The sequence below is a fragment of the Polaromonas sp. genome (assembly GCF_039930745.1).
Classification (GTDB): domain Bacteria; phylum Pseudomonadota; class Gammaproteobacteria; order Burkholderiales; family Burkholderiaceae_C; genus Polaromonas.
Window position 1 is genome coordinate 57,743 of record NZ_JBDTTH010000009.1, and the last position, 25,476, is coordinate 83,218.

General features: G+C 60.4%; 20 protein-coding genes. 13 read left to right on the forward strand and 7 right to left on the reverse strand.

Annotation, left to right across the window (positions count from 1 at the left end; genetic code table 11):
* The first annotated feature begins 122 nt into the window (after positions 1-122).
* Both ABI660_RS05415 and ABI660_RS05420 read left to right on the forward strand, forming a co-directional pair.
* Positions 123-1,079, forward strand: coding sequence for an alpha/beta hydrolase (locus ABI660_RS05415; RefSeq protein ID WP_348065729.1), 957 nt, complete (start codon positions 123-125; stop codon positions 1,077-1,079).
* Positions 1,080-1,093: 14 nt separating this feature from the next.
* Complete coding sequence (locus ABI660_RS05420) at positions 1,094-1,960, forward strand: YbgC/FadM family acyl-CoA thioesterase (RefSeq protein WP_348065731.1); 867 nt, start codon at positions 1,094-1,096, stop codon at positions 1,958-1,960.
* Between the two features lie 111 nt (positions 1,961-2,071).
* Here the strand turns inward: ABI660_RS05420 and ABI660_RS05425 are convergent, their stop codons facing one another.
* Complete coding sequence (locus tag ABI660_RS05425; protein ID WP_348065733.1) at positions 2,072-2,875, reverse strand: NRDE family protein; 804 nt, start codon at positions 2,873-2,875, stop codon at positions 2,072-2,074.
* Between the two features lie 175 nt (positions 2,876-3,050).
* Entirely contained in the window at positions 3,051-4,037 is a 987-nt protein-coding gene (locus tag ABI660_RS05430) for a folate-binding protein (protein ID WP_348065735.1), read from the reverse strand.
* A 32-nt stretch (positions 4,038-4,069) separates the two neighbouring features.
* Here ABI660_RS05430 and mltG point away from each other — a divergent pair, with 32 nt between their 5' ends.
* The 8 genes from mltG to ABI660_RS05470 all read left to right on the forward strand — a co-directional run bounded on the left by mltG (position 4,070) and on the right by ABI660_RS05470 (position 14,525).
* Positions 4,070-5,077, forward strand: a complete 1,008-nt coding sequence (gene mltG, locus ABI660_RS05435) for an endolytic transglycosylase MltG (RefSeq protein WP_348065737.1) — start codon at positions 4,070-4,072, stop codon at positions 5,075-5,077.
* Positions 5,074-5,754 (forward strand): dTMP kinase, encoded by a 681-nt coding sequence (gene tmk, locus ABI660_RS05440; RefSeq protein ID WP_348065739.1) that lies wholly within the window; start codon positions 5,074-5,076, stop codon positions 5,752-5,754. The genes mltG and tmk overlap by 4 nt, the downstream gene beginning before the upstream one ends.
* Positions 5,751-6,833, forward strand: a complete 1,083-nt coding sequence (locus ABI660_RS05445; RefSeq protein WP_348065741.1) for a DNA polymerase III subunit delta' — start codon at positions 5,751-5,753, stop codon at positions 6,831-6,833. Before tmk ends, ABI660_RS05445 begins: the two co-directional genes overlap by 4 nt.
* A gap of 49 nt (positions 6,834-6,882) precedes the next feature.
* Entirely contained in the window at positions 6,883-7,269 is a 387-nt protein-coding gene (locus ABI660_RS05450) for a PilZ domain-containing protein (protein WP_348065743.1), read from the forward strand.
* A 98-nt stretch (positions 7,270-7,367) separates the two neighbouring features.
* Positions 7,368-8,165, forward strand: coding sequence for a TatD family hydrolase (locus tag ABI660_RS05455; RefSeq protein WP_348065745.1), 798 nt, complete (start codon positions 7,368-7,370; stop codon positions 8,163-8,165).
* Positions 8,162-8,833, forward strand: a complete 672-nt coding sequence (locus ABI660_RS05460; protein ID WP_348065747.1) for an ankyrin repeat domain-containing protein — start codon at positions 8,162-8,164, stop codon at positions 8,831-8,833. Before ABI660_RS05455 ends, ABI660_RS05460 begins: the two co-directional genes overlap by 4 nt.
* 685 nt (positions 8,834-9,518) lie before the next feature.
* Entirely contained in the window at positions 9,519-11,429 is a 1,911-nt protein-coding gene (locus tag ABI660_RS05465) for an acyltransferase family protein (RefSeq protein WP_348065749.1), read from the forward strand.
* 2,109 nt (positions 11,430-13,538) lie between these two features.
* Positions 13,539-14,525, forward strand: coding sequence for an NADP-dependent oxidoreductase (locus ABI660_RS05470; RefSeq protein WP_348065751.1), 987 nt, complete (start codon positions 13,539-13,541; stop codon positions 14,523-14,525).
* A 105-nt stretch (positions 14,526-14,630) separates the two neighbouring features.
* On the opposite strand, the gene ABI660_RS05475 is transcribed toward ABI660_RS05470, so the two are convergent.
* Positions 14,631-14,858 (reverse strand): helix-turn-helix transcriptional regulator, encoded by a 228-nt coding sequence (locus ABI660_RS05475; protein WP_348065753.1) that lies wholly within the window; start codon positions 14,856-14,858, stop codon positions 14,631-14,633.
* 348 nt (positions 14,859-15,206) lie between these two features.
* Positions 15,207-20,309 (reverse strand): PAS domain S-box protein, encoded by a 5,103-nt coding sequence (locus ABI660_RS05480; protein ID WP_348065754.1) that lies wholly within the window; start codon positions 20,307-20,309, stop codon positions 15,207-15,209.
* Positions 20,310-20,848: 539 nt separating this feature from the next.
* Here ABI660_RS05480 and phbB point away from each other — a divergent pair.
* Positions 20,849-21,568 (forward strand): acetoacetyl-CoA reductase, encoded by a 720-nt coding sequence (gene phbB / locus ABI660_RS05485; protein ID WP_348065756.1) that lies wholly within the window; start codon positions 20,849-20,851, stop codon positions 21,566-21,568.
* Positions 21,569-21,725: 157 nt separating this feature from the next.
* Here phbB and ABI660_RS05490 read toward each other — a convergent pair whose 3' ends face one another.
* Entirely contained in the window at positions 21,726-22,109 is a 384-nt protein-coding gene (locus tag ABI660_RS05490) for a hypothetical protein (protein ID WP_348065758.1), read from the reverse strand.
* A gap of 184 nt (positions 22,110-22,293) precedes the next feature.
* On the opposite strand from ABI660_RS05490, the gene ABI660_RS05495 reads away from it, so the two are divergent.
* Positions 22,294-23,193, forward strand: a complete 900-nt coding sequence (locus ABI660_RS05495; protein WP_348065760.1) for a hypothetical protein — start codon at positions 22,294-22,296, stop codon at positions 23,191-23,193.
* A 151-nt stretch (positions 23,194-23,344) separates the two neighbouring features.
* Here the strand turns inward: ABI660_RS05495 and ABI660_RS05500 are convergent, their stop codons facing one another.
* Both ABI660_RS05500 and ABI660_RS05505 read right to left on the reverse strand, forming a co-directional pair.
* Positions 23,345-23,638 (reverse strand): hypothetical protein, encoded by a 294-nt coding sequence (locus tag ABI660_RS05500; protein WP_348065762.1) that lies wholly within the window; start codon positions 23,636-23,638, stop codon positions 23,345-23,347.
* Between the two features lie 166 nt (positions 23,639-23,804).
* Positions 23,805-24,266: a CHRD domain-containing protein gene (locus ABI660_RS05505; protein WP_348065764.1), complete on the reverse strand. Its 462-nt coding sequence runs from the start codon at positions 24,264-24,266 to the stop codon at positions 23,805-23,807.
* 278 nt (positions 24,267-24,544) lie between these two features.
* On the opposite strand from ABI660_RS05505, the gene ABI660_RS05510 reads away from it, so the two are divergent.
* Positions 24,545-25,450 carry a Ku protein gene (locus tag ABI660_RS05510; RefSeq protein ID WP_348065766.1) on the forward strand — a complete coding sequence of 302 codons (906 nt, stop codon included), beginning with the start codon at positions 24,545-24,547 and terminating at the stop codon, positions 25,448-25,450.
* Positions 25,451-25,476: the final 26 nt, after the last annotated feature.

Here is a 25,476-nt window from a genome sequence, read left to right on the forward strand (position 1 = left end):
TTTGTAGGGGGCGTTGTACGATGGGATGACTTTACTTTAATGGCTGGAGGCGCCTTGACCAGCAAGCAAACCCGAAGCGCCGTCACTTTGGTGATAGCACTGCCTCCAGCCTTCTTCATCTGATGACCCATTCCGCTGTTCCGAACGATCCTTTGACACCGGTGATGCGTGACGTGCTGGGGCGCATGGCACGCGCGAGCCGCCCGCCGCTGCACACGCTGAGCCCGCAGCAGGCACGCGCCGCGTACGAAGCTGGCGCCGGGGTGCTGGAGATTCCGCCGGCGCCCCTGGCACGGGTCGAGGACTTCACGATCCCGGCGCGCGATGGTTTTGCGCTGCCGCTGCGCCTGTACGCGCCTTCGCACGACAAGCTACCGGTGCTGATGTACTTCCACGGCGGCGGCTTCACCATCGGCAGCATCGCCTCGCACGACATCCTGTGCCGGCAGCTCAGCCACCTGGCCGGCTGCGCGGTGATTTCGGTGGACTACCGGCTGGCCCCCGAACACCAATTCCCGACCGCCGCCAACGACGCCTGGGACGCGCTGGCCTGGCTGTCCTTTCATGCGGACGACAAAGGCCTGGACGGCACCCGGCTGGCGGTCGGCGGCGACAGCGCCGGCGGCACACTGGCGGCGGCCTGCGCCATCCAGGCGCGCGACATGGCCATGCCGCTGGAGCTGCAACTGCTGATCTACCCCGGCTGTGCGCCCCACCAGGACTCGCCCTCGCACCGCCGCTATGCGGAGGGTTTTGTGCTGGAAGCCTCGCACATCGACTTTTTCTTCAGCCAGTATTTGCGCAGCCCGGCGGACCGGAACGACTGGCGTTTTGCGCCGTTGCTTGCGCCGGATGTCGATGGCTTGGCGCCGGCCTGGATAGGCCTGGCCGAATGCGACCCGCTGGTCGACGAGGGGGTGGCTTATGCCGATAAACTGCGCATGGCCGGGGTCACGGTAGACCTCGAGATTTACCGCGGCGTGACCCATGAGTTCATCAAGATGGGCCGCATCATTGTCGAAGCCCGGCAGGCCCATGCCCATGCGGTGCACGCGCTGCGCCACGCCTTTTCAAAATAAATAGAGTGACTGACATGAAACGACAGGACTTCCGATTTTTCCACCGGCTGCGCGTGCGCTGGGCCGAGGTGGACATGCAGAAAATCGTCTTCAACGCGCATTACCTGATGTACTTTGACACCGCTGTCACCGACTACTGGCGTGCGCTGGCCCTGCCGTATGAAGAAGCCATGCACGAACTGGGCGGCGAGCTGTATGTGAAAAAAGCCTCGGTGGAATTCCATGCCTCGGCGCGTTATGACGATCAGCTCGACGTCGCCATGAAGTGTTCGCGCATCGGCAATTCATCCATGGTGTTCGCCGGCGCCATTTTCCGCGGCGACCAGTTGCTGATCGCCAGCGAGCTGATCTACGTGTTTGCCGACCCTGTGACGCAAACCTCGCGGCCGGTGCCCGAGGGCCTGCGCCGCATCCTGACCGGCTATGAAGCCGGCGAGCCCATGGTGCGCGTCACGCTCGGCTCCTGGGCCGAGCTGGGTACCCATGCAGCGGCCATTCGCACGGCCGTGTTTGTCGAGGAGCAGGGCATTCCGATGGACATGGAATGGGACGAAGCCGACGCGACGGCCGTGCACGCCGTGGCCTACAACGGCCTGGGCCAGGCGATTGGCACTGGCCGACTGCTGCAACACGCAGCAGGCAGCGGAAAAATCGGCCGCATGGCGGTCAACCGGGTCTTGCGCGGCTCCAGCCTGGGCCGCGAACTGCTGAAGGCCTTGATGGCCGCGGCCGGGGAGCGCGGCGACACCGAGGTGCTGTTGCACGCGCAGCGTAGCGCCGAAGGTTTCTACGCTCGACTCGGCTTCGCGCCGCGCGGTGAGCAATTTGAGGAAGTGGAGATCCCGCACATCGAGATGGTGCAGGCTTTGGCGCCGCGTTAACGCAGAAGCGCTTCCGTGTCATTGCGGACTGGATCCGCAGTCCATGTCTCGCGGGCCAAACAGCCTGGATGCCGGGTCAGGCCCGGCATGACAAACAAATGCCAGGTTTGATCAGGCGGCCCAGCGCAGCCGGATGCCCTGCCTACCGGGCGTATCGTTCACACCGTGCGCATGCGTGACTTCCTGCAGCGCGATGTCCCAGCCGTCTGAAGCGGCAGAGGCCACCAGCACGGTGCTGCAGCGCGTGCCATAACCGTGTTCCGGAAAATCCACAAATGCACTGGACAGCGCCTCTTCCAGCGCCAGCGGCACGCCGGTGCTCGGCAAGTCCTCACGGCCGGCGCGCCGCCTGTCCCTGAGCGCGGCCATCAGCTCCTGTTCCAGTGTCATCTCGTCCGAATCCGCCAGGGCGGAATGCAGGGCCTTTTTCAGGCCAAGGGTTTTCGGCCAGGGCGTGTCGAGTGCACCATTGGACAGGCCGTAAACGCCCGGCTTCAGCGCGCGTGATTCCAGGCCAGGTCCGGGTTTGTTGCTGAGCCAGTGCCAGGCGCCTTGCTTGAAGTCACCCAACACCAGGTTGAAGCCGCCATAGGCTGCGCCGTCAATCAGCGCCATGAAGGCCGTGGCATCGTCGCTGCTTTCCAGCCAGCGCGTGACCAGCTCGCCGCGCGATTTTTCGCCGGTCAGGGAAGACGGGCCGCGCACATTGGTCAGCATGGCGATCCGGCCGCCGGGGTTCAGGCCCAGCCAGGTGCCGCCGGCACGGGCGTCGCGGCCCGAGATGATTTCCGTGCCGGCGTCGCCGTGCCAGCGCGCCAGGGGCAGGGTGGGGCGGTCCAGGAATTCATCGCGATTGGCGGCAATCACCAGTGGCCAGCGTGCCGAGGCGCCGATGGCGAAAGCGATCAGGCACATCCTGGACTCAAGCTAGTACTGCAACCCGGAAGTAGCGAAACAAGATGAAAGTGATGGCTTCGCGCCCAGGGCAAGGCGCAAGCCGCAGCGAAGGCTGTGCGCCTTCGCAAGGATTGCAACGCCGCCATGGGTGCGAAGACGCGCTTTCATGTTTCGATATTTTCGGGTTGCAGTACTAGATATCTTCCAGCAACGGATACGGCAAAGGCAGAAGTGCCAGCGCCGGGCCGGTGGCGCTGCCCAGGGTCAAGCGCCCGTCTTCTGCGTCCGCGGCTGCAGAGGTCTGCATGGACACGATCACATCAAAACCCGCGGTGGGGTGAGGCGCGCAGGCTGCCACCAGCCCGCAGGGCTGTTCCGCGTCGGAGGCATGAAACACTTCCTGGCCCACATGCGCTGCGCCATCGGTGTGCGCCACATAGGCCCGGCGCTTGAGCGTGCCGCGAAACTGACTGCGTGCCACGATTTCCTGACCCGGGTAGCAGCCCTTTTTGAAATTCACGCCGCCAACCGACTCGTAATTGAGCATTTGCGGCACAAAAGCTTCAAAGATGGCTTGGGTGATCATGGCAATGCCGGACTGCACTTCGAGCCAGTGCCAGCGCGCCAGCGGCATGGCCGTACCCGCAGGCGGCGGGTTGCCGGCGGGCGCGCACCACAGCGCGCGTGGCTGGCCTGCGCCGGGGTATAGAAAAACCAGATTTACAGCATCAAAATCGGCCTTCCCCCATATGGGACGGGTGCCGCCAGCTATGGAGTCAATAGCATCCCCGGCCAAGCCCCAAAGTGCGTAGTCGGCCGTGGCATCGCTCAGTTTCGCCTTGGCGCGCAGCACAAACATGGACAGGCGTTTCAACGTGGCGGCCAGAATGTCGCGGCTGCAGACCAGCAGTATTTCTTCATGGCTGCGTTTGAAGACGATGAAGCTGGCCTGCATGCGGCCCTTGGCATTGCAGAACGCCGCCAAGCGCGCTTCGGACAGGCCCAGCAGCGCGACGTCCTGCGTCAGCTGGCCCTGCAGGAATTTGGCGGCTTCCTCGCCGGCCACGCGAATCACGCCCAGATGCGCCAGCTCGGCAGCGCCCGATGGCAGGGCGTTTATGGGCAGAGTGGCAAGAAGGGATTCAGAAGAAGAAGAGGTCAACATGGGCTGAATTATCATGGAGCCATCGTTTTCCGGAAGGTAACAGGGTTGTGCGTCGTTTCTTCATGAGTTTTCTGGTGCTGGTGTTTCTGGCCGGCTTGCTGGGCTTCGGTGCTGCGGGCTGGTGGCTGTACGAGCCCCTGCGCCTGCAGCCGCAACCCGGCAGCCAGGTGGTGGACCTGGAGATCGAGCCCGGCACGCCGGCCCAGCGTGTGGCCAATGTTGTAGCCGCCAGCGGCGTCGATGTGGAGCCGACGCTGCTGTATGCCTGGTTTCGCCTGTCGGGCCAGGCTCGCCAGATCAAGGCCGGCAGCTACGAGATCACGCACGGCACCACGCCGCGCACGCTGCTGAGCATGCTGGTGCGGGGTGAGGAAAGCCTGAAAAGCGTCACGCTGGTCGAAGGCTGGACCTTCCGCCAGGTGCGAGCCGCCCTGCAGAAAGCCGAGGCGCTCAAGCCGGACAGCGCGGGCCTGAGCGGCGAAGCCATCATGGCGCAGCTGGGCAAGCCGGGAGTTCACCCCGAAGGCCGCTTTTTCCCCGACACCTACACCTATGCCAAAGGCTCAAGCGACCTGGCGGTGCTCAAACGCGCGGCGCGCGCCATGGACAAACGCCTGGAAGCCGCCTGGGCGCTGCGCCAGCCGGACACGCCACTCAAGACCTCCGACGAAGCGCTGGTCCTGGCCAGCATCGTCGAGAAGGAAACCGGAAGGCCTTCTGACCGTGCTGAAATCGGCGCGGTGTTCAGCAACCGGCTGCGCATCGGCATGCTGCTGCAGACCGACCCGACCGTGATCTACGGCATGGGCGAGCAGTTCGACGGCAACTTGCGCCGGCGCGACCTGCTGGCCGACACACCGTACAACACCTACACCCGCGGCGGGCTGCCGCCCACGCCGATTGCCATGCCCGGCAAGGCGGCGCTGCTGGCCGCCGTGCAGCCAGCATCGAGCAAGTCCCTGTATTTTGTGTCGCGCGGCGACGGCAGCAGCCACTTTAGTCCCAACCTTGACGAGCACAACCGCGCCGTCAACAAGTACCAACGGAATCAATGACGTCTGGCCTGTTCATCAGCTTCGAAGGCATAGACGGCGCGGGCAAGTCCACCCACATCGCTGCGCTGGCCGACGCCTTCAGCGCACAGGGCAGGGCCGTGACCCTGAGCCGCGAGCCGGGCGGCACGCCGCTGGCGGAGAAGCTGCGTGCCCTGATCCTCAACGACGCGATGGACCCGCTGACCGAAGCGCTGCTGATATTTGCGGCCCGGCGCGACCACCTGACCACCGTGATTGCCTCGGCGCTGGCGCGCGGCGACGTGGTCCTGTGCGACCGCTTCACCGATGCAACCTTTGCCTACCAGGGGGGCGGACGCGGGTTCGACCTTGATGTGCTATCAAAATTGGAGCTATGGGCCCAGGATGCACAAGGGCTGGGGCGTGATTTTGTTCATGAACTCGGCAGAAAAGGCGCGGCTCCGGCGATTGTCCAGCCCGACCTGACGGTCTGGTTCGACCTGCCGCCCGAAGAAGCCACCCAGCGCCTGGCCGGCGCCCGCGTGCCGGACAAGTTCGAAGCCCAGCCGGTGGCGTTTTTCCGCCGCGTGGCCCAAGGCTACGCCGACCGCATGGCCGCCGACCCGCTGCGTTTTGCCCGCATCAACGCTCACCAGGCGCGCGAAGCGGTCTGGTCTTCGGTACATGCGGTGTTCCAGGCCCGGGGTTGGCTGCCATGAGCGCCGAATCGGAAATCGCCAACGCCGTGCCGCTGGCGCCCTGGCTGCAAACCCAGCTGCGCAATCTGCTGGCTCAGCGCGGCCATGCCTGGCTGCTCAGTGGTCCGTCCGGCCTGGGCCAGTTCGACCTGGCGCTGGCCCTGGCACGGGCCTGGTTGTGCGAAAACCCGACGGCCGACGGCGCCTGCGGCGTGTGCGGCAGCTGCCACGCGGTGGCCGTGCACACCCACGCCGACCTGTGCGCACTGATGCCCGAAACCCTGTCGCTGGCCCTCGGCTGGCCGCTCGACGAAAAAACCCAGGACGAGCTGGACAGCAAGAAACGCAAGCCCAGCAAGGAAATCAAGGTTGACGCAGCGCGTGAAGCAGTCACCTTCACCCAGTTCACTCGCTCACGCGGCAGCACCAAGGTGGTGTTGGTCTACCCGGCCGAACGCATGAACGCGATCACCGCCAACACCCTGCTGAAAACGCTGGAAGAACCACCCGGGGCGGTCAAGTTCATCCTTGCCACCGAGGCCGCACACCAGCTGCTACCCACCATCCGCAGCCGTTGCCAGGGCCACACCATGCACTGGCCGGCTTTTGACGAAGCCCTGGCCTGGCTGGCCGGGCAGGCAGGGCCGGAAGGCAAGGGCAACAAGTTGCCGGCTGCGGCCGACCTGCACACCTTGCTGGCGGCGGCCGGCGGCCGGCCGGCCGATGCGCTCGAAAGAGCGCAAGCCGGTGCCAGCAGCGCCGTCGCGCAGCACTGGCAGGCCTTGCCCAAAGCCATGGCCCGGGGCGAGGTGGGCGCACTCAGCGACTTTGGGCCGGCCCAGGCCGTGGACGCGCTGCAAAAGCTCTGCCACGACATGCTGGCCACCCGGGCCGGCGCCGAGCCGCGCTTCTTCCGCCGCACAGACCTGCCGGCGCAGACTGCCGGCAAACCCGGCCCTGGCTTTGGTGTGCTGGGCGCCTGGGCCAAAGAGCTCGCGGCCACGGCCCGCACGGTGGAACACCCCTACAACTCGGGCCTGATGCTCGAATCGCTGGTCAGCCGGGCGCAACTGGCGCTCAATTCCAACAGTTCCAGATAAGCGCTTTTTCTTGCTGACAGCCAGGCGGTCAAACCGATAAACTACCGGCATGAGTACAACGCCTCCTGCCGGTGCCACCGCCACCAGTTCCAGCGCCGCCCGCCCCAGCGTCATCCAGTTGGCCATCCGGGAAAAAGCCGCTCTGTACGCCGCCTACATTCCGCTGTTCGCCGAAGGCGGCGTTTTCATTCCCTCGGCACGCGACTACAAGCTGGGTGACGATGTGTACGTGCTGCTCACGCTGCCCGAAGACACGCAACGCTACCCGGTGGCCGGCAAGGTGGCTTGGGTCACCCCGGCGCGCGCTTCCGGCAACCGCACCCAGGGCGTGGGCGTGCGGTTTCCCAACGATGAAAAGTCCCGCCTGCTGAAGATCAAGATCGAGGAAATCCTCGGCGCGCACCTGGCTTCAGACCGTCCGACGCAGACGATCTAGCCTCCGCCGGCCCTCTCTGGGCCGCTTCACTTTTGATAGCTGCCTGCGCCCGCTTGGTATGGGCTACAGCCGTTTTTGACACCAAAAAAGCCTTTCCGATGTTCACCGATTCCCATTGCCACCTGAGTTTTCCTGAGCTCCAGGCCCAGTTGCCCCAGATCCGAGAAGCCATGGCGCAAGCCCAGGTCGAGCGCGCCCTGTGCATCTGCACCACGCTCGAAGAGTTCGCCGCCGTTCATGCGCTGGCCACCACCTACGACAACTTCTGGTGCAGCGTCGGCGTGCACCCCGACAACGAAGGCGTGACCGAGCCCAGCCTGGACGATCTGGTACAGCGCGCCGCCTTGCCCAAAGTGGTCGCCATTGGTGAAACCGGACTGGACTATTACCGCCTGGGCGAACGCAGCGTGGCCGACATGGAATGGCAGCGCGAGCGCTTTCGCACACACATCCGCGCTGCCCGCCAGACCGGCAAGCCGCTGGTCATCCACACCCGCAGCGCTTCCGCCGACACCCTGGCCATCCTGAAAGAAGAGGGCGAAACAGCCGACAACGCAGGGCGAGCAGGCGGCGTTTTTCACTGCTTTACCGAAACGGCGGAAGTGGCCAGGGCCGCGCTGGACCTGGGCTTTTACATCTCGTTCTCGGGTATTTTGACCTTCAAGAACGCAGCCGACCTGCGCGAAGTGGCCCGTTTTGTGCCGCTGGACCGCACCTTGATCGAAACCGATAGCCCCTACCTGGCGCCCATGCCTTACCGCGGAAAAACCAACAACCCCTCATATGTGCCCTATGTGGCCAAACAGGTGGCCGAGATCCGGCAGGTGCCAGTTGAAACCATTGCCGAAGCCACCAGCCGCAACTTTGAACGGCTTTTTTCAGGGGTTATGGCATGAAAAAATACTTCATAAATTACATTAAAAATATCGTATATCTATTTGTTTTAACAGGATTTATTTCCGTTAATGCTGGTTCTTACGAAGATTTTTTCATCGCCATCAAGCAGGATGATGCAGCCGGCATCCAGCAGCTGCTGAGGCGCGGTTTCGACGCCAATACCATCGACCCCAAAGGCCAGCATGGCTTGTACCTGGCTTTGCAGGAGCCTTCACTCAAGGCCGCCCAGGCCCTGCTGAACTGGCCCAAAACCAATGTCAACGCCCTCAATGCCCAGAACGAAAGCGCGCTGATGATGGCCGCGATCAGGGGCGAGCTCGACATGGCAGCCGCCTTGATCAAAAGGGACGCCGACGTCAACAAGACCGGCTGGGCGCCGCTGCATTACGCCGCCACCAAGGGCCATCTGGCCATCATGAGCCTGCTGCTGGAAAACCATGCCTACATCGACGCCGAATCACCGAACGGCAGCACGCCGCTGATGATGGCCGCGCAGTACGGCACAGCACCGGCCGTGAAACTGCTGCTGGATGCCGGCGCCGATCCCTTGCTGAAAAACCAGCAAGGCCTGACCGCTATCGACTTTGCCCAGCGCGTGAGCCGCACCGAAGCCATAGAACTCATCACAGCAGCCGTCCGCAAACGGCAAGCCACCGGCAAGTGGTGAGCTGAAAAGGAGTTGAGAGGCGCGAGGGTGGCGCCCAAGCAGCTCCGGCTGGATTCAAGGCCTGGCGCGGCTTTGGCCGGAGTTCTGTTGTTTTTGCTCATTCCTATATATTCCACGATGTATAAACTGAGTCGTTTCGTTATAGGAAAACAGTCGCAATTTGTGGCGTATCGACAACACGATCTTTGTGATGTTAACAACCCCTCCTCTCACGGGAGGGGTTTTTTTCGCCAGTATGAGAAAGCCCCAAGCCAAACAGTGTGCGCTAACGGCGTCTTTATCCGCAACCCACATGAACACAACCGAGAACAAGCTAACCGAACTTGAGGTACTTAGAGGAGTTGCAATATTGCTAACGATCGTAGCGCACCTCAGTTTTATAGTTACTTGGAACCCCGCATGGCTCGAAGTCATCGGCGGTAATCACGCATTCGCGGGCGGCGTAGACCTCTTTTTCTGCATTTCGGGGTACGTTATAACTACCAACTTGGTGCGCCACGCCCCTTCACAACGAGCTTGGCACGACCTCAAGGAAATCGCTATACCGTTTTGGAAAAACGAGTTTAGCGACTATGGCCATCTGCAACTTTATGGCTGGCCGTCTACATGCCCGGAGCCCTCATCTTTAACCGCTCCGGAAGTTTCGGCAGCGTGACGAGCGCCGAGAAAATATGCAAGGGATGAAATGAGCGCCATAGCGCTTCGATCTGACATCAATGGCCTGAGAGGACTTGCCGTTCTGTCTGTAGTTGGATTTCACGCATTCCCAGAAGTTTTCCCTGGAGGGTTTCTTGGCGTTGACGTATTCTTCGTCATTTCCGGGTTTCTAATTACTTCCATTATTCTTACGCAGCTCTCGTCGGGCACGTTTTCGTTTGTTGAGTTCTTCAGCAACCGCATCAAGAGAATCTTCCCAGCCTTACTCCTTGTTCTGGTGTCTTGTTTTCTCACCGGATCATTTTTACTCACTCGAGAAGAGTTTAAGGAACTAAACCGAGAGGCATTGGGTGGTGCCATGTTCGTTGCGAACTTCGTATTCGCATCAGACGTCGGTTATTTCGACGCCTCAGCGGATACAAAGCCGCTGCTGCATCTTTGGTCACTTGGCGTTGAAGAGCAGTTTTATTTGCTCTGGCCAGTAATGGTCGTTTTTTTTATCAAAGTGCGAAAATCCATCCTGCTGGGGACTGCAGTAATCTGCACAATTTCGTTTGCCATGAATTTGCATACGTCATTATCCGACCCATCTTTAGCGTTTTACTTGCCCCACACACGCATATGGGAACTGTTGATAGGGGCGGTTCTTGCGGAAGTGCTCCTTAAGAACGAGAGCATTCGGCATACTGCCAGGCATCACAGGGGCAGCTTTTCCGAACTCGATGTGTATTCGGTATTTGGCTTTGCATTGATCCTCACCTCGATTTTTCTGGTGCCACGGGACCTGGTGCAATCAGGTGCCCGAGCTATAGCGCCAACGCTAGGTGCAGCTTTAATCATCGCGGGAGGGGCGCAATCATGGCTAAACCGCAAGTTGCTCGGCGGAGATGCACTTGTTCAAGTGGGTCTGATTAGCTATTGCTTGTACTTGTGGCATTGGCCGTTACTCTATTTTTTGAGATTGATTTGGGGTGCGGAAGTACCACTTGGATACCGCATCGCTGTTGTTATGGTTTCAGTATTCGTGGCCGGGGCAACTTATGCTCTGTTAGAGCGCCCCTTAAGACGGGCAGGGAACACAACGCCAAAGGTTGTAGTGCTTATCGCGGCAATGGCCGCTCTTGTTTGCACTAGCCTGATGGGTTACAAGACAGATTCGATTCCATTGCAGTTGGCTAACATCTCTAGTGCACGGATAGAAGGTGATATTGGGCATATACCATTCTTCAAATACATGGACAAGCACTTCTTTCCCTGCACTCCTACAGACATTTACGAAAATGCGACGGACTACGATGGCTACAGTCGTTGTAAACAATCCCGTAGCGACTCTCTGCCCAGCATTGCTTTACTTGGGGACAGTCATGCCGAGCATATTTTTATTGGCTTAGCGGAAGCAATGCCAGATGTAAATCTTGTTTACTACACAAATACTGGTGCACCGTATTTTGGTCGTCACGCCCACCAAAGAGCGCTTGAGCACATCATTGGCACGAAAAATCTAACTACAGTCATTGTCGCCGCCTACTGGGCGAATCAAGCGGATCCGATTCAGCTGAAGCAGTTACTTAATGCCTTGTCCACGGCGGGAAAGAAGATATACCTGCTCGACGATGTGCCAGACTTCTCGTTTCAGCCAAGTGAGTGCAAATTTTCAAGGTGGATTGGGAGCTCTTTAAGGTGTGAAGATAGTGTGAGACGATTTGAAAGCCAATCAACAACCTATTTGCCCATTCTTGAGTCTTCCGCCAAAGCTGTTCCCGGCCTGCGCTTCTTGACGGTTGGCAGGAGTTTTTGTGATGAAACCGAATGCCGAATGACCCGCAACAATCAGATACTCTACCGTGACCCAAATCACTTGAACGTACTGGGCTCGCAATTCTTGGGACAAATGATTGTTGAGCGTGCGCCCGAACTTAAGCAACACGCATCACCCTGATCAGCCCGCATGCGCCCTATATCGGAATAGGCTCAGTATCAAGCATCCAACATTCTTTAAGGCTATTCATCCAATGACGCGCCACTTTATGACCTTTGGCACCTCAAAAACTGCAGCCATCAAATCGCATAGATCACATTCCACGATGTATAGGACATGTATAGACCTTAGATTAATGCAGTTTCTTCATTAATAGAACAAATTTTTTGAGCACGTAGGGAAGATGCTTATCAAGGCGCGCCGGGCGACTTTGGAGCACCTTGACAGGCAACACCCGCGGCCTGCTCAAGAGCTGGCATAGGAACGCTGGATTCGGGAGCAGCTTCGCTCCGCTTACCTGGGGTGACCCCCAGACCCCCGGAAGAGCAGCCGTCACGCCCGGTAAGACGGCGCCAGGCAGCGTACTCATTGACCGTGACCCGAGAGCGTGGAGCAAGGCGAGGAGGACGACCAGAGCCGCCATTGCGAGCAAGGAATTCCGCATAAACGCGATCGGTAAAGGCGCTCATTGCGGCTCATCCACCAAGCAGGTGTAACTGGCCGATCCCAAGTCATCCAGGGCACCGCATGCCAGAGCAGCTACGCCCACCAACGTGGATAGCCACTGCTCAACCACACGCGCGTCTGGCGAAGGACTGGCCTTTGCAACACGCAGAAGAAGGGCGGCACTCCGCCCCAACTGCCCGACCAACTCCGCATTGAGACGAGCACCATCGCCCACAGCGTTAAACATCTGCCAATGCACGGCAGCGCTTCCCGTAAACTCCGATTCAGCCATTCTGGAACTCCTTAATAGTTCGTTTTTGGTCAGGGGAGGGCATGCGTGTCACCGCGAGCCCGCCCCGATTAAATTTGCATCCCCGCCTACTTGACGGGTTTGACCTCCCCTCGAGCCCGAGGCACGGCAAGCGAATCTGCATAGTCCTGAACAACCTGAACAGCCTCCTGAACGGCCTTTGGAGCCGCCCGCAAGCTGGACTGAGGGATAGGCTCAAGCCTGCCCATAAGCCCGCCCAGGAGCGAACCTGACCGTGCAGCGGTCAACCCATCGAAGCCTCCAGGGGACGACGCCACCCGCTTTTGCCCACGACTCAAATTACCCATATTGACCTCCTTTTTACGATGTGAAATTATTCGCTATCGAACTGATAGCAGGCAACGGCGAGAACACGCCGGTTTGTTGCTTTGGTCGAGTAGTGTTCTTAAGATAAATTAAGGCGGGCGGCTGCGCCGCCCCGCCAGCTTTGCTGCCGGGGACGTCCCGTCCGACCCGCCAAGTGCCCCCCGTGCCGGGGCCCCCCTTGGCGGGTCTGCCGGCACTCCCTCCCACCGAAATGGGTAGGACGGATAAGTCAACGGCCCGGCCAGTCAGGGCTGTCAGCTCAGCTAAGGCCCGCTCAAGCTGGCCGGATTTTCTGTACATGGAGCCGAAACACTGAGCCTGCCGGACCAGCAAAGACCACCACGCACCCTCTGAGCCCGCTATCGTGCGGCCCTCTGGAGTGACCAGTTGACCACGACTGAAAGACCAACCAGCCCATTCTTTGCCCGGAAGCTCCACGTAACGCTCAAGGCGCAACACTCTAAAAACCATCCAAGGAATCTGATGGCGACCGCTCAGCCAATTTTGTAAAGTCCGCAGCGAGACATGCAGATGCTTCGCCGCCTCGGGCAAGCGCAGGCCGGTTTCAGACAGCAGCGCACGCAGCCGCCGAGCGTGTTCAAGCCGGTCAGCGAGGCACTGGCGCCCCCTGGCAGGCTTTTTCTTGATGTTCCACGATGTATATTATGTTAAATAATATTCAGATGTAGACCAGTGTGAAAAAGAATCCCTCGGTTAAGCAGCCTTTATAAACTTCTATACGTTTGTGTCAGAAACTTCTTTACGCGCCCCGCTGCCGGACTGAACGGCCGAGGGTGCGAAGCGATTCATCGGCGAGGTTCCACGGGGAGCTGCATGCGGCTGCTTTTGTCCGTCATGCAATAGTCCCCTGGTAGCTAAACACGGAGAGGTGAATGAGTGGCACTTTGGCCACCTGGCCAAACGGTTGAGGCGGACCGGGCGGATGACGTTCGCGCACCATTGGTTTAGGGAACAAAATCGATCGTATGAAAAACACTCGTGTCATGCAGATTCTTGGTTACGGTCCGCCCAGCGTCCTTGTGCCCGGTCATATGGCTATGCCCACTCTCGCACCCGGTGAAGTGCGGATCCAGACCATCGCGGCCGCCGTCAATCACACAGACTTGAAAATTCGGGCAGGAACCTGGCCGATAAGAAAGGCGCATCCGTTTCCCTATGTTCCCGGCGTTGAGGTTATCGGTCGGATAAGTGACATCGGGTCGTCGGTTTCCAACTGGTCTGTAGGCCAAACCGTCATTACCCTGATGCAGGGCCTTGGTGGCGTTCGCGCGGAACGTACAGGAAGCTATGCGGATTTTGTGACTGTCGATGTCGACGCGCTCGCACTGGTCCCGGACACTGTTGATCCGTTAGCGATGGCTTCGTTGGGCCTTGGCGCGGTCACCGCATTCGAAGGAATCCGGCGAATGGGACCTGTGGACGGCCGCCGGGTACTTGTGACGGGCGCCGCGGGTGGCGTGGGCTCTGCCGCAGTATCCATTGCAAGGGCTCTGGGCGCATCGGTGACGGGCGTTGTTGCGCGACCTACGCAAGCACAGTATGTACGCGACCTCGGAGCGGATGAGGTGATCGTGGTCGAGCGCGACAGCCCACCTTCGCTGGCCACCGCCAGTGTTGACGCTGTGCTGGACAGCGTGGGGGGACCGCTGTTCAACGCGTGTGTCCAGGCACTGCGCGAGCGGGGGGCGCTGGTATTGGTAGGCGCGGTCGGTGGTGGTGATGTCTCGCTTGACGCTTGGCAACTGATTCGGCCGGTGACCTTGACTGGCTATTCCACTGAAACGCTTGAAGGAAAAGATCTTCGAGTGGCAATGGCGCGAATTTCAGATTGGCTGCGTACGCAGTCGATCCGCGTTCCTGACTATCAGGTTTTTCCGATGCAGAGCGCCGCAGAAGCGCATCTGCTGCTGGAGCGTGGAGGCATAAGCGGTCGAGTGCTGTTGGTGCCCTAAGTTGCAGCCTCTCATCCTCCGTTCCCATACTTCGAGGAGCGGTGCAGGGGTCGTGGTGAAATGCAGCTGCGTTCAGGCCGGTTCCCGCCCTGTTGCACCCACCTGTCACCGCCGGAACTCTCCGGGGGTACATCCCTCAGCACCGCGAAAGAACTTGACGAAGTTGGTTGCGTGGTCGAAGCCAACCCGTGCGCCGACGGCGCCGACCGGCAATTCCGTATGCACCAGCAAACGCTTGGCTTCCAATGTGACACGCACCGCAATGAAGGCCTTGGGACCGATGCCGGCGGCGTCGAGGCACGCTCGTGTGAGCGTGCGTTCGGAGCATGCCATCGCATGCGAATAGCGTGCGACATGGTGCCACTCGTGAAAGTGTGCATCGACCAGCGACCGAAAGTTGCGGAAACGCTCCGATACACGCTGCGGCCCGTCGGTCGATCGCGGCTGATCATGAACCGCCCCGGGTTTTGAGGAGGCTCCAGCCGCCGAGAAAAACCGATTCTTCGAAGCGGGTTATTCGAAAGGCCAGCTGCTTGAGGTGATTGGTTGGGCGGCGCTGAAGACGCTGACCAACTATGTCAATCACGTCGCGCAGACCCCTCTAGATGCTCAGTGGCGGGAGCACTTCTGGGAGCGGCCCCAGGCTAGCGCGGCCCACGCTTGACGCCGATGCGCCTTTGCTCAATCCCTCGCCAGCACACGCTGCAAGGTTGCCAGCAGTTCGGCGTTAGATGTCTGCGACTTCACAAGCACGGCGGCGGCTTGCGCGCCCTGCTCCCGCTCCACCTCGCCGGCGGTGAAAACCACCACGGGTGGGGGCGGCTTGAGTGACGCGATATCGGCCAGCAAGTCCCAGCCGGACCCTTCGGGCAAGCTCAGGTCCAGCAGGACCAGATCGAAGGTCTGAGCCGCCAGACGTGTACGGGCTTCCTGCAGTGTGGCGGCGAATTCAAAAGTGGCGAAGTCCTGCGCGATGGCTGCGGTGATGCGCTGGATATCCAGATCGTCTTCGATGTGCAGGATTCTCGGCTTGCCTTCTGCCCCGGCTATCGCGCGCCTCAGACTGAGCACCAGCAGGTTCTCGTTGATCGGCTTTTCCAGCCACTCCGACACGGACAGGAGTTGGTTGTTGAACTGGATCTGCCCCTGATCGGCCTCGGCTGAGACCACCACGATGGGTAAATCCTTCGTGCCGTCCTGCGCGCGCAGGTGGCGGATCAGCGTGATGCCGTCCTGGTCAGGAAGTTTCAGGTCCACCGTCATGGCGGCGTAGGAAGTCTGGGCCAGGTGTTCCAGCGCCTGCGCTGCGGAGTACGCCGTGTCGGCGTCGAACCCGCCCTTGTCCAGCATCATGCTGATCAGGCGTGCAATGTCCTGGTCATCCTCACAGATCAGGATGCGTGGACGAACCGGCCCCGTGCTTGCATGCGCGTCAGGCACCAGAGCGAGCAATTTTTTCCACTCTGGCAGCTCAAAATAAAAGGTGGTTCCCGTGCCGGCCCCGGTTTCAAAACCTATGCTGCCACCCAGGCGTTCGATGATGGCCCGGGAAATGTTCAGGCCCAGCCCGGTGCCGCCTTTCACCCGGGCGTCGGACGAGTCGGCCTGGGAAAACTTCTGGAAGATGCGCTTGCTGAACTCCGCCGGAATGCCCGGCCCATGGTCATGCACCTCTACCCGCACGCCGAGCCCGGCCTGTGAAACATGAACATCCACTACGCCGCCAGGCGGTGAAAATTTCATCGCGTTGGACAGCAGGTTGGTCATGACCTGGGCCAGGCGGTCGCTGTCGACGCGAAGCCACAAGTCCTGGTCGGGGAAATGTAGCTTCAGACTGACGTTTTGCGCAGCACCAAAACCTTCGTTGGCTGCCAGCACCTGCACCAGCAGGGGCTTGAGTTCGACCACCTGGAAATCCAGGCGCATCTTGCCGGACTCGATTTTCTCGATGTCCAGGATGTCGTTGATCAGGCGGATCAGGCGTTCGCAGTTGTTCCTGGCAATGCCCACCAGTGTCTTGACCGCCTCCGGCAGCTCGCCGGCGACGCCGCCAGAGATCAAGCCCAGGGAGCCGCGAATGGACGTGAGCGGCGTGCGCAGCTCGTGGCTGACCGTGGAAACAAACTCGGTTTTCATGCGGTCAACGCGCTTGAGCTCGGTGACATCCGTGCCCAGGGCATAAAACCCGATGACCCGGCCTTCTTCCGCACCATCGCCATAACGCGGGAAATAGTTGACGATGAAGTCCCGGAAGTCCCCATTCGGCGTTTTCCGGTGGCGCTCGAAAGTCACCGGGTAGCCCAACAGGACTTCCTCGATCCAGGGCCGCGCAAGCGCATACCCTTCTTCACCCAGCACCTCCTGCATGGTTTTTCCATCGATCTCCTCGCGCGACAAACCCAGGCCCTCTGCATAGGCGCGGTTGTGAAAGTGGTAACGCTGGTTGGCATCCACGTAAGAAATGTTTGCCGGCAAGGTGTCGGTGATGTCTCGCAGCTGCGCTTCGCTCACGCGCAGGGCTTCGGTGACCCGGCGCATTTCGGTGTTATCGCGGCCCGTTCCCTGGTAGCCGATAAAGCGCCCGGATGCGTCGAAAATAGGCGCCCCGCTAATACTGATGTAGCGGACCCCGCCCTTGCGATCACGCTGGGGAATTTCAATGTCGCGGAAAGGCTCATGCCGTTCGAGCCGGGCCCTGTGAGTCGCCCAGATACTGTCGTCCATGCCAACATGGTTCAGTTCCCAGGGCGTCTTGCCTATTGCCACGCGGGAAATGGCAGTCATGTGGGGCGCCTCACCCGTCACCTGAACAAATCGGAAGTTTTCGTCCTGTTGCCAGAACCAGTCGGACGACAGCTCGGTGAGCGTACGGAAGCGCTCCTGGCTTTCGCGCAATACCTGCTCGGTCAACTTGCGCTCGGTGATGTCCTGTATCTGCACGATGAAGTGCAGGGGCTGGCGGTCAGAGTCGCGCACCAGAGAACAACTGAGATAACCCCAGACCGTGCTGCCCGAGCGATGGATGTAGCGCTTTTCCCATTGGTAGGTTTCAATTTCGCCCGCAAGCGCCCTGGCTCGTTGCACCAGGTCCCACTCGATGTCATCGGGGTGGGTGATGTCGTGGATGGTGCGCGACATCATCTCCGCTTCGGAGTAACCCAGCATCTGGCAGAAGGCACTGTTGACCCGGAGCCGCCGCGAATCGACAGCGATCAGCGCCATGCCGATGGCTGCATGTTCGAAGGCGTTGCTGAACTGCTGGTCGCGGATGGTGTAAGCGTCGTTGTCGCTGCTGATAGGTACCCTGGTGGCACCACTCTGGAACAGATAGCGGGACCGCGGGGCTTGCGCCAGGGCAATGCGCGCGTCATCCAGCGTGTCGGCCTCCGGTGCGGCAATTTTCTCCTCGCTCCCGATGGTGAAATAAAAAGTACTCCCCTCGCCCACCGCTGAGGTGGCCCAGATCCTGCCTCCGTGACGGATGATGATGCGTTTGACCGTTGCCAGGCCAATGCCGCTACCGGCAAATTCCTCGGGCGAATGGAGGCGCTGGAACGTGCCAAAGAGCTTGTCCGCATAGGCCATGTCGAAGCCCGCGCCGTTGTCCCTGACAAAATAGACCACCTCCTGATCGGCGCCGCTTTCCCTGCCGACGGAAATCTCGGTCAGGGGCTTCTTGGAGCTGAATTTCCAGGCATTGGCAATCAGGTTCTCCAATACCTGGCGCAGCAGCGTGCGGTCGGCGCGCACTGTCATGTCCGGTTCGATCGTTGCTTTCACCAACCGGGAAGGGTCGCTCTCAGCCCATTGCCGAATGATTTTTGCGGCCTCTTCGCTGAGGTCCAGCAATTTCCAGTTGAGGCTGGTGCGCGACAGCTTGGCCAGGGACAGCAGGCCGTCGGTGAGTTCTCCCATGCGCTGCACGCCGGTGCGTATGCGGGTCAGGTAATGGTCCGTGCGTTCGCCGGAATTGGGAGGCAGGGCTTTTTGCAGCAGTGCAGAGTAACCATCAATGGTGCTCAGCGGGGAGCGCAAATCGTGCGCCACGGAATAGGAAAACGCCTCGAGCTCCCTGTTGGCTGCCTCCAGCTGGATCGTCCTGCGCAGCACCCTGTTTTCCAGGTCCACGTTGAGCCGGACGATCTCCATTTCGTCACGTTTTCGCTTGCTGATATCGGTGATGGTGGTGACAAATCCGGAAGGCGCACCCGGACCCCGTTCAAACAGGGGCTGCAGGTTCAGCAGCACCCAAAGAGTACTGTCGTCGGGCTTGCGATAACAGATCACCACGTTCGACTGCGGCCGGCCGGTGCGTATGGCAATCGTGCTGGGGCGCTCCTCCTCGGGCAGGAGTGAGCCATCTTCACGCAGCATCTGCCATCCCAAATCGACAGTGAGCGACCCTTTCATTTGTGCCAGCGTTTGCCCGAGGATACGTTCAGCGCTTGCATTGCAATCGACTATTTTCCCATCGGCGTCTCGCAGCAAAACGGCTTCTGCCAGCACCGCGATAACGGTGCGAAAGCGCGTTTCACTGGCCCGCAAACCGGCCTCCGCCTGCTTGCGTGCCGTGATATCGGTGCCTACGCCGCGGTACCCGGTGAATTTGCCATCAGCATCAAAAACGGGCTCGCCGCTGATGCACAAAACCCGTCGGCCGTCGTCGTCCTCCCGTTCGTACTCAAAATCACGGAAGGTTTCATGTCTTTCGAGCACCGCACGATGCGCAGCCCAAACAGCCTGGTCACCCGGCGTGCGGCCGATTTCCCAGCGGGCCTTGCCCAGAAACCTGGCGATCGAGGCCTTGACCTCGTCCGTCGTGCCGCCGGACAGCACGGTAAAGCGAAACTGATCGTCCACTTCCCAGTACCAGTCCGAAGAAAGCTGGCTCAGGCTGCGAAACCGCTCCTGGCTGCTTCGCAGGTCGGCCTCGGCGGCCAGGCGGTCGGTGATGTCCTCGGAGTTGATCAGGAGATGTGTCACCACGCCGCTGGCGTCTTTCAACGGCACCTTGCGCAGGTGGACATGAATGAGGCCGCGGTGTGGGGTCGGGATTACGCGATCGGGAAGGTCCTGCGGCTCGCCGCTGTCAATCGCCTCCTGGTCGGCTGCGTGCATGCGCTCCGCGTCCCTGGGCCAGAGTTCGTAAACCGTGCGGCCTATCGTTTCCTCAGGTTTCAGGCCAAAAAGTGCCTGGGCCGCCTGGTTCCACATCGCCACCGGGTGCCCTTCCTCCACTGACATCATATGAAAGGCAAACGGGATGTTGTCGAGCACGAGGTCAAGAAAAACCGTGGCCTGCCGCTGGGCTTCTTCCGAGCGTTTACGGTCACTGATGTCGTGCGTCGTGCCACGGTAGCCCATGAACTGGCCCAGTTTGTCGAACAGCGGCATGCCGGACACGGAGAAATAACGCGGCAGTTCACCCGCCAGCGGCCGCATGTACTCGAAATCCCGGAAGGGCTGACGGGCATCCAGCACCGCACGGTGCGCCTCCCATGACGTGCCCACGGGAACGATGCCCGGCAAGTCCCAGGGGCAACGGCCAATGGCGTCGTTCGTGGCGGTGGACTCTGGCAGGCCCGCGTCGCGGGCGGCGGCAAATTCGGTGAAACGGTAATCGGTGTCCTGCGCCCAGTACCAGTAGCCAGAGATGGCCGCCAGGCTGCGCAGGTTCTGGACTTCGGTCCTGAGGGCCTCCAGGGCAAGCTGCTGCCTGGACAATTCCAGCGCCTGAGCTGCCAGTCGCTCGTTCGCCTGAAACAGTTCCTCGTCGCGGGTCACCCCTGAACCTCCCCGGCAGGAACCACAAACTGTTTCAGCCGCGAAACAGAGCGTAAGCACAGCGGGGCCAGTGCGCGCAAGGCCAACACATCACTATGTCTGTGGTTCATGCCCAGGCGGTACCTTTCCTCACTAGTTGCGGGCTGCACAGCTTGCGGTACGGCGGAAGCCGTTCAAAAGCGGTCTGCGTTAAGCAGTTTTCATTAGTATGAACCAAATCGCCGGAACAACAGCGAAATCTCCTTCTCTCCTACTCCAATAGCGGCAAAGAGCCGAAGTCAGCGCCCATCGAGAATCCGCTCATCCCGCCGCAAGCAGATCGAAAATAAAACGCCGGGCCGCGCTTTCTCGCTTTCTTCTTGATGCACCTCAATACTGGACGAACTCACCCTCCCCCAGTAGCATGAAAACGCCTACTCCTGTGTGATGATGCCAACCGGAATCGGAGGAAATCATGCCAATAAACGCACAACCCCTTGAAACCCTGCCAGTTGCGGGCCTCGTGCCGGCAAGTCGCTACCTCGCTCAGGAGGCCTGACATGCGTGTCGCACTGGTCACCGGCGGCACCGCCGGCATCGGGGCAGTCACAGCCGAAGCCCTGCTTGCCGCTGGCTACCGCGTGGCTGCAAATTACGGTGGCAATCATGCAGCGGCAGAGGCATTCAGCGCTCGCACCGGCATTGCCACGTTTACCTGGGACGTCGCCGATGCCGCCGCCTGCACTTTCGGTGTAGCACAGGTCGAGGCCGTACTCGGCCCGGTGGATGTGCTTGTCAACAACGCCGGCATCACGCGCGATGCGATGCTTCACAAAATGACGGCGCAGCAGTGGCGCGAGGTCATCGATGTCAACCTGGGTGGCTGCTTCAACATGTGCCGCGCGGTGATCGAGGGCATGCGTGAACGCCGCTTCGGCCGCGTGATCAACATGGGGTCGGTCAACGGCCTGGCGGGCCAGATCGGCCAGGTGAACTATGCCGCCAGCAAGGCCGGCATGATCGGCTTCACCAAGGCGCTGGCGCTCGAGGGCGCTTCCCGCAACATCACGGCCAATGTCATCGCACCCGGCTACACCGACACCGCCATGGTCAGCGCGGTGCGGCCCGAGGTGCTGGAGCAGATCCTGAAAACCGTGCCAGCCGGCCGCCTGGCCACCCCGGCAGAGATTGCCCGCGCGGTCGTTTTCCTCGCCGCCGACGACGCAAGCTTCATCACCGGCATCACGTTGTCGATCAATGGTGGGAAGTACCTGGACTGAACGCGGGGGGACAATAAGCGGGGCACGGTCATGCGCCACCAGATCTGAGCGCGCAAACTTCATCACATACCAGTTGAAATGCGAAATGCGCGTTTTCCCAACCGGGCCAGCCTACATATCGTCTTTTGGACCAAGTTTATGAATTGATCAGCCCTTCCTAGATCTGCGAGGTCTTGAAGTACGCTCGGACTACCTTCGTATTTAGCCACCACAACATGAACACCCCGAAAACAAATTCGGATACGGTGACCGCTTGCTCCAAGAGCGTCATTTCTGCAATGAAGTACATATTAATTACAGCAAGACCAGCCCCTATCAATACTAGAATGCGCGCCCAGTTCTTTCGCTTCCAGTAGTACCAGAGGACGATAAAAGTTGCAGCGATGATTGATCCGTAAAAAGCCGCAAGAATTCCAACCTCGGGGGAATCCCAGTCAACGACGACAAAGCCCGCTAGATTCAGCACGCACATGATTAAAGTCGTTGTATTTAGACCTTTGAGCTGCATAGGCACTCCGTTATGGGTGCGCAATTTAAACATACAGACATTTGGGTCAATCCGCTTCGCGACACCGGCATTCAGTACCTTTCTTCTGTAACACCAATGCTGGCCTAGGACTGTCCTGTCGGGCTCCACCCCTTTAACTTTCCCAAGCAACCCCAAGCTATGTAAGACAAGGGAGCAAACCGCCAACCACCGCCTTATCAGCCGTCAAACTGTCACGATGCACCAACTACGCAAGAAATCAATTGCCCTGAAAGCCGCAGCTGGCCTGCTGGCCATCACGGCCTGCGCCGGCAGCGCACTGGCGGCCCCGGCCGAATCAGGCGCTGCGGCGCTGCAGGCCAAATACACAGCCCTCAACGCGCAACTGGCACGCAATGAGTTCCAGCGGCCGCTGGTGATTGAGTCGTCTGAATCGTCCGATGCGGTCAATGGCAATGCTTATGCAGTCATCAATTACCCGTTTGCAACGGTGAATGCGGCATTCAAAAACCCCGAGAACTGGTGCGACATGCTGATGCTGCACCTGAACACCAAATTCTGCCGGGCCGAGGGCGACAGCAGCCCCTCGGTGCTGGAGGTCAGCATCGGCAAGAAAAACAGGCAGGAGATCAAGGACGCGTACAAACTGGCGTTCGACTTCAAGGTGGCGAGCGCCACGCCCGATTACATGGCGGCGCAGCTCAATGCGGACAAGGGCCCGCTGGGCACGCACAACTACCGCATCAATTTGCGGGTAGCGCCGATAGCCGGCGGCAAGACCTTCATGCACCTGCAGTATTCCTATGGCTACGGCATGGCGGGGCGCATTGCCATGCAGGGCTACCTGGCCACGGTGGGCAGCGGCAAAACGGGGTTCACCCAGGTAGAAAACGGAGGGCAGAAAACCCCTGTGGACGGCATGCGGGGTGCGGTGGAACGCAACACCATGCGTTATTACCTGGCGATTGACGCCTACCTGGCTTCGCTGGCCGCGCCGCCTGCCGAACAGCTGGAAAAGCGGCTGCACCACTGGTTCGAGGCGACGGAGCGTTATCCGCGCCAGCTGCACGAGATTGACCGCACGGCCTACCTAACGATGAAACGCAGCGAGCACCAGCGCCAGCAGGCGGCGGACTAAGCCCCGAACCAGGTTCGCGCCGCACACTTGTGTTTGTGCTCGCGCAGGCACCCATGAAAAAGCCGCTGACCTGCAGCGGCTGATGCGAAAGGTGAGGAAGCGCCGGGCCACTTTGACGGCGCCCGCCTCCCCTTCCCTATTTCCTCCGTATTTATTTGCGCAGTATCTGCCGCGCTGCAGCCATGTCGCGGTCATACACCGCCTTGGCTTCGCGCCGGCAAGCTGTGCGCTCGGCGGCAGCCATGCTGGCGCATTCTTCCAGGTAAAGCTTGTAGCCCCCGCCGGCCTCGTTGATGGCGGTGCGGTATTTCTGCTGCGGGGTGGTGTCTTCCGTTGCGCCGCGTTCAAGCAGCTTGTCTTCCATGGCGGCGGGCTGGGCCAATACGGCCGAAGCGCTCACAAGCAGCCAGGCTGACACAAGAAAGGTGGAGAGTTTTGTCGGCATGATGAAGTCCTTGAATGACGGCCGTGTGCGCTGTCAGGCAGCGTGGTTCCGGCTCATCACACGGTAAGGCCACCACCCCGCAGAAGGTGTCGTCGGCCGGAGGCAGCGAGTGTAGGAGGCCGTCCACACCGGCCCCGGGGCGAAGAGGGTCGGCTGTGCACGCGGCTCAGGGTCGCAGTGTCATTTGCCCGCGAATTTCACCGGCCGGAAATTTGGCGGTGTGTATGTTGGCATACCACTTGCCAGCCATCAGGTCGTCGGCCTGAGCGGGAGTCAGTGTGGCCTGGCCGGACATGGGGCTGGTGACGGAACCTGTGAAGGGCAATGCAACACCCGCATTGGCGCCTATGGCTGCCGGGCCGTGAAAGTGGCCCGCTGTTGCCGCGCCGCTGAGGCCGGAATAACTCAGCTGCCAGCGCAGCAACCGGGTGTCCTTGTTCAGCACGGCATCGACCTGACCGTTGGCGTTGGAGGCGGCTGGCGGCACTTCGTTGGCACCGCGCATCTGCGTGGTGAAGGTCGCCAGGTTGGACTGCGGCGCCGGCATGAGCTTGCAGCCAGCCAGCAGAACAAAGGCGGCAGTTACCACCAGAGCAGAACGAAAGGTGTAGCGGGCATGGGTCGTCATGGTTGTCTCCGATAAAAGGGAAGAGGCTAAATGGACTTTCAATCTTAGACGCTGTTGGCCCCTGTTGACAGGCCGAGCGCCAAAAATTGAAAGAAAATCGGGCTCCAGCCCTTGATGTACGGCTGCGGATAGCTACCAATTTCATAGCGAATGAAAACGCATAGGCATGGCCTGATGGCGCCGTCGTCCTACCGCGGCCGCCGACGCGCACCGACACGCGGACTCAGGCAAAAAAATAGACTCGGTTTCTGGACATCCCACACCTGAAGGTTTTCACCATGGCAACAGGCCCCCGCGTTTTATGGAAAGGCGCCATCAGTTTCGGGCTGGTGCACATTCCCGTGGCCCTCCATTCGGCCACCTCGGAGAGCGGGCTAGATTTCGACTGGCTCGACAAACGCACCATGGACCCGGTCGGTTACAAACGCATCAACAAGAAAACCGGCAAGGAAATCACCAAGGAAAACATCGTCAAGGGCCTGGCTTATGACGATGACCAGTACGTCATCCTGAGCGACGAAGAAATTGCCGCGGCCTACCCCAAGACCGCGCAGACCATAGAGATCGAAACCTTTGTGGACAACACGGAAATCCCGTTTGTCTACCTGGAGCGACCTTATTACGTGGCACCGATCAACAAGGGGCAAAAGGTGTACGCCCTGCTGCGCGACACACTGCTGAAAACCGGGCGCGTCGGCATTGCCCGTGTGGTGATCCAGACCAAGCAGCACCTGGCGGTGCTGGTGCCCTCGGGGCCGGGTCTGGTGCTCAACCTCATGCGCTGGGGTGCAGACATCCGCTCGTGGGAAGGCCTGAGCCTGCCGCCCGAAGGCGCCAAGGCGGCCGGCCTCAAAGAGAAGGAACTCGCCATGGCCAAACAGCTGGTGGACGACATGACGTCGAAATGGAAGCCCGAGGCATTCCGCGACTCCTTCAAGGACGAGATCATGGCCCTGGTCGAGAAAAAAGTGAAAGCGGGCAAGACTGAAACCGTGCTACAGCCGCAGGAGGAAGAGCCAGGCCGCGGCGGCGCGCAGATCATCGACCTGACCGAATTGCTGCAGCGCAGCCTGCGCAGCAAGGGAGCAGATACCGGCAAGGCGCCGGCCAAAACAAAGGCCCGCGCCGAACCTGCCGCCAAGGCCGCCGGCAAAGCGACACCCAGCAAGCGCCGCGCCGCTTGAGCCTCAGGGCTAGAGACGGCTGTAGG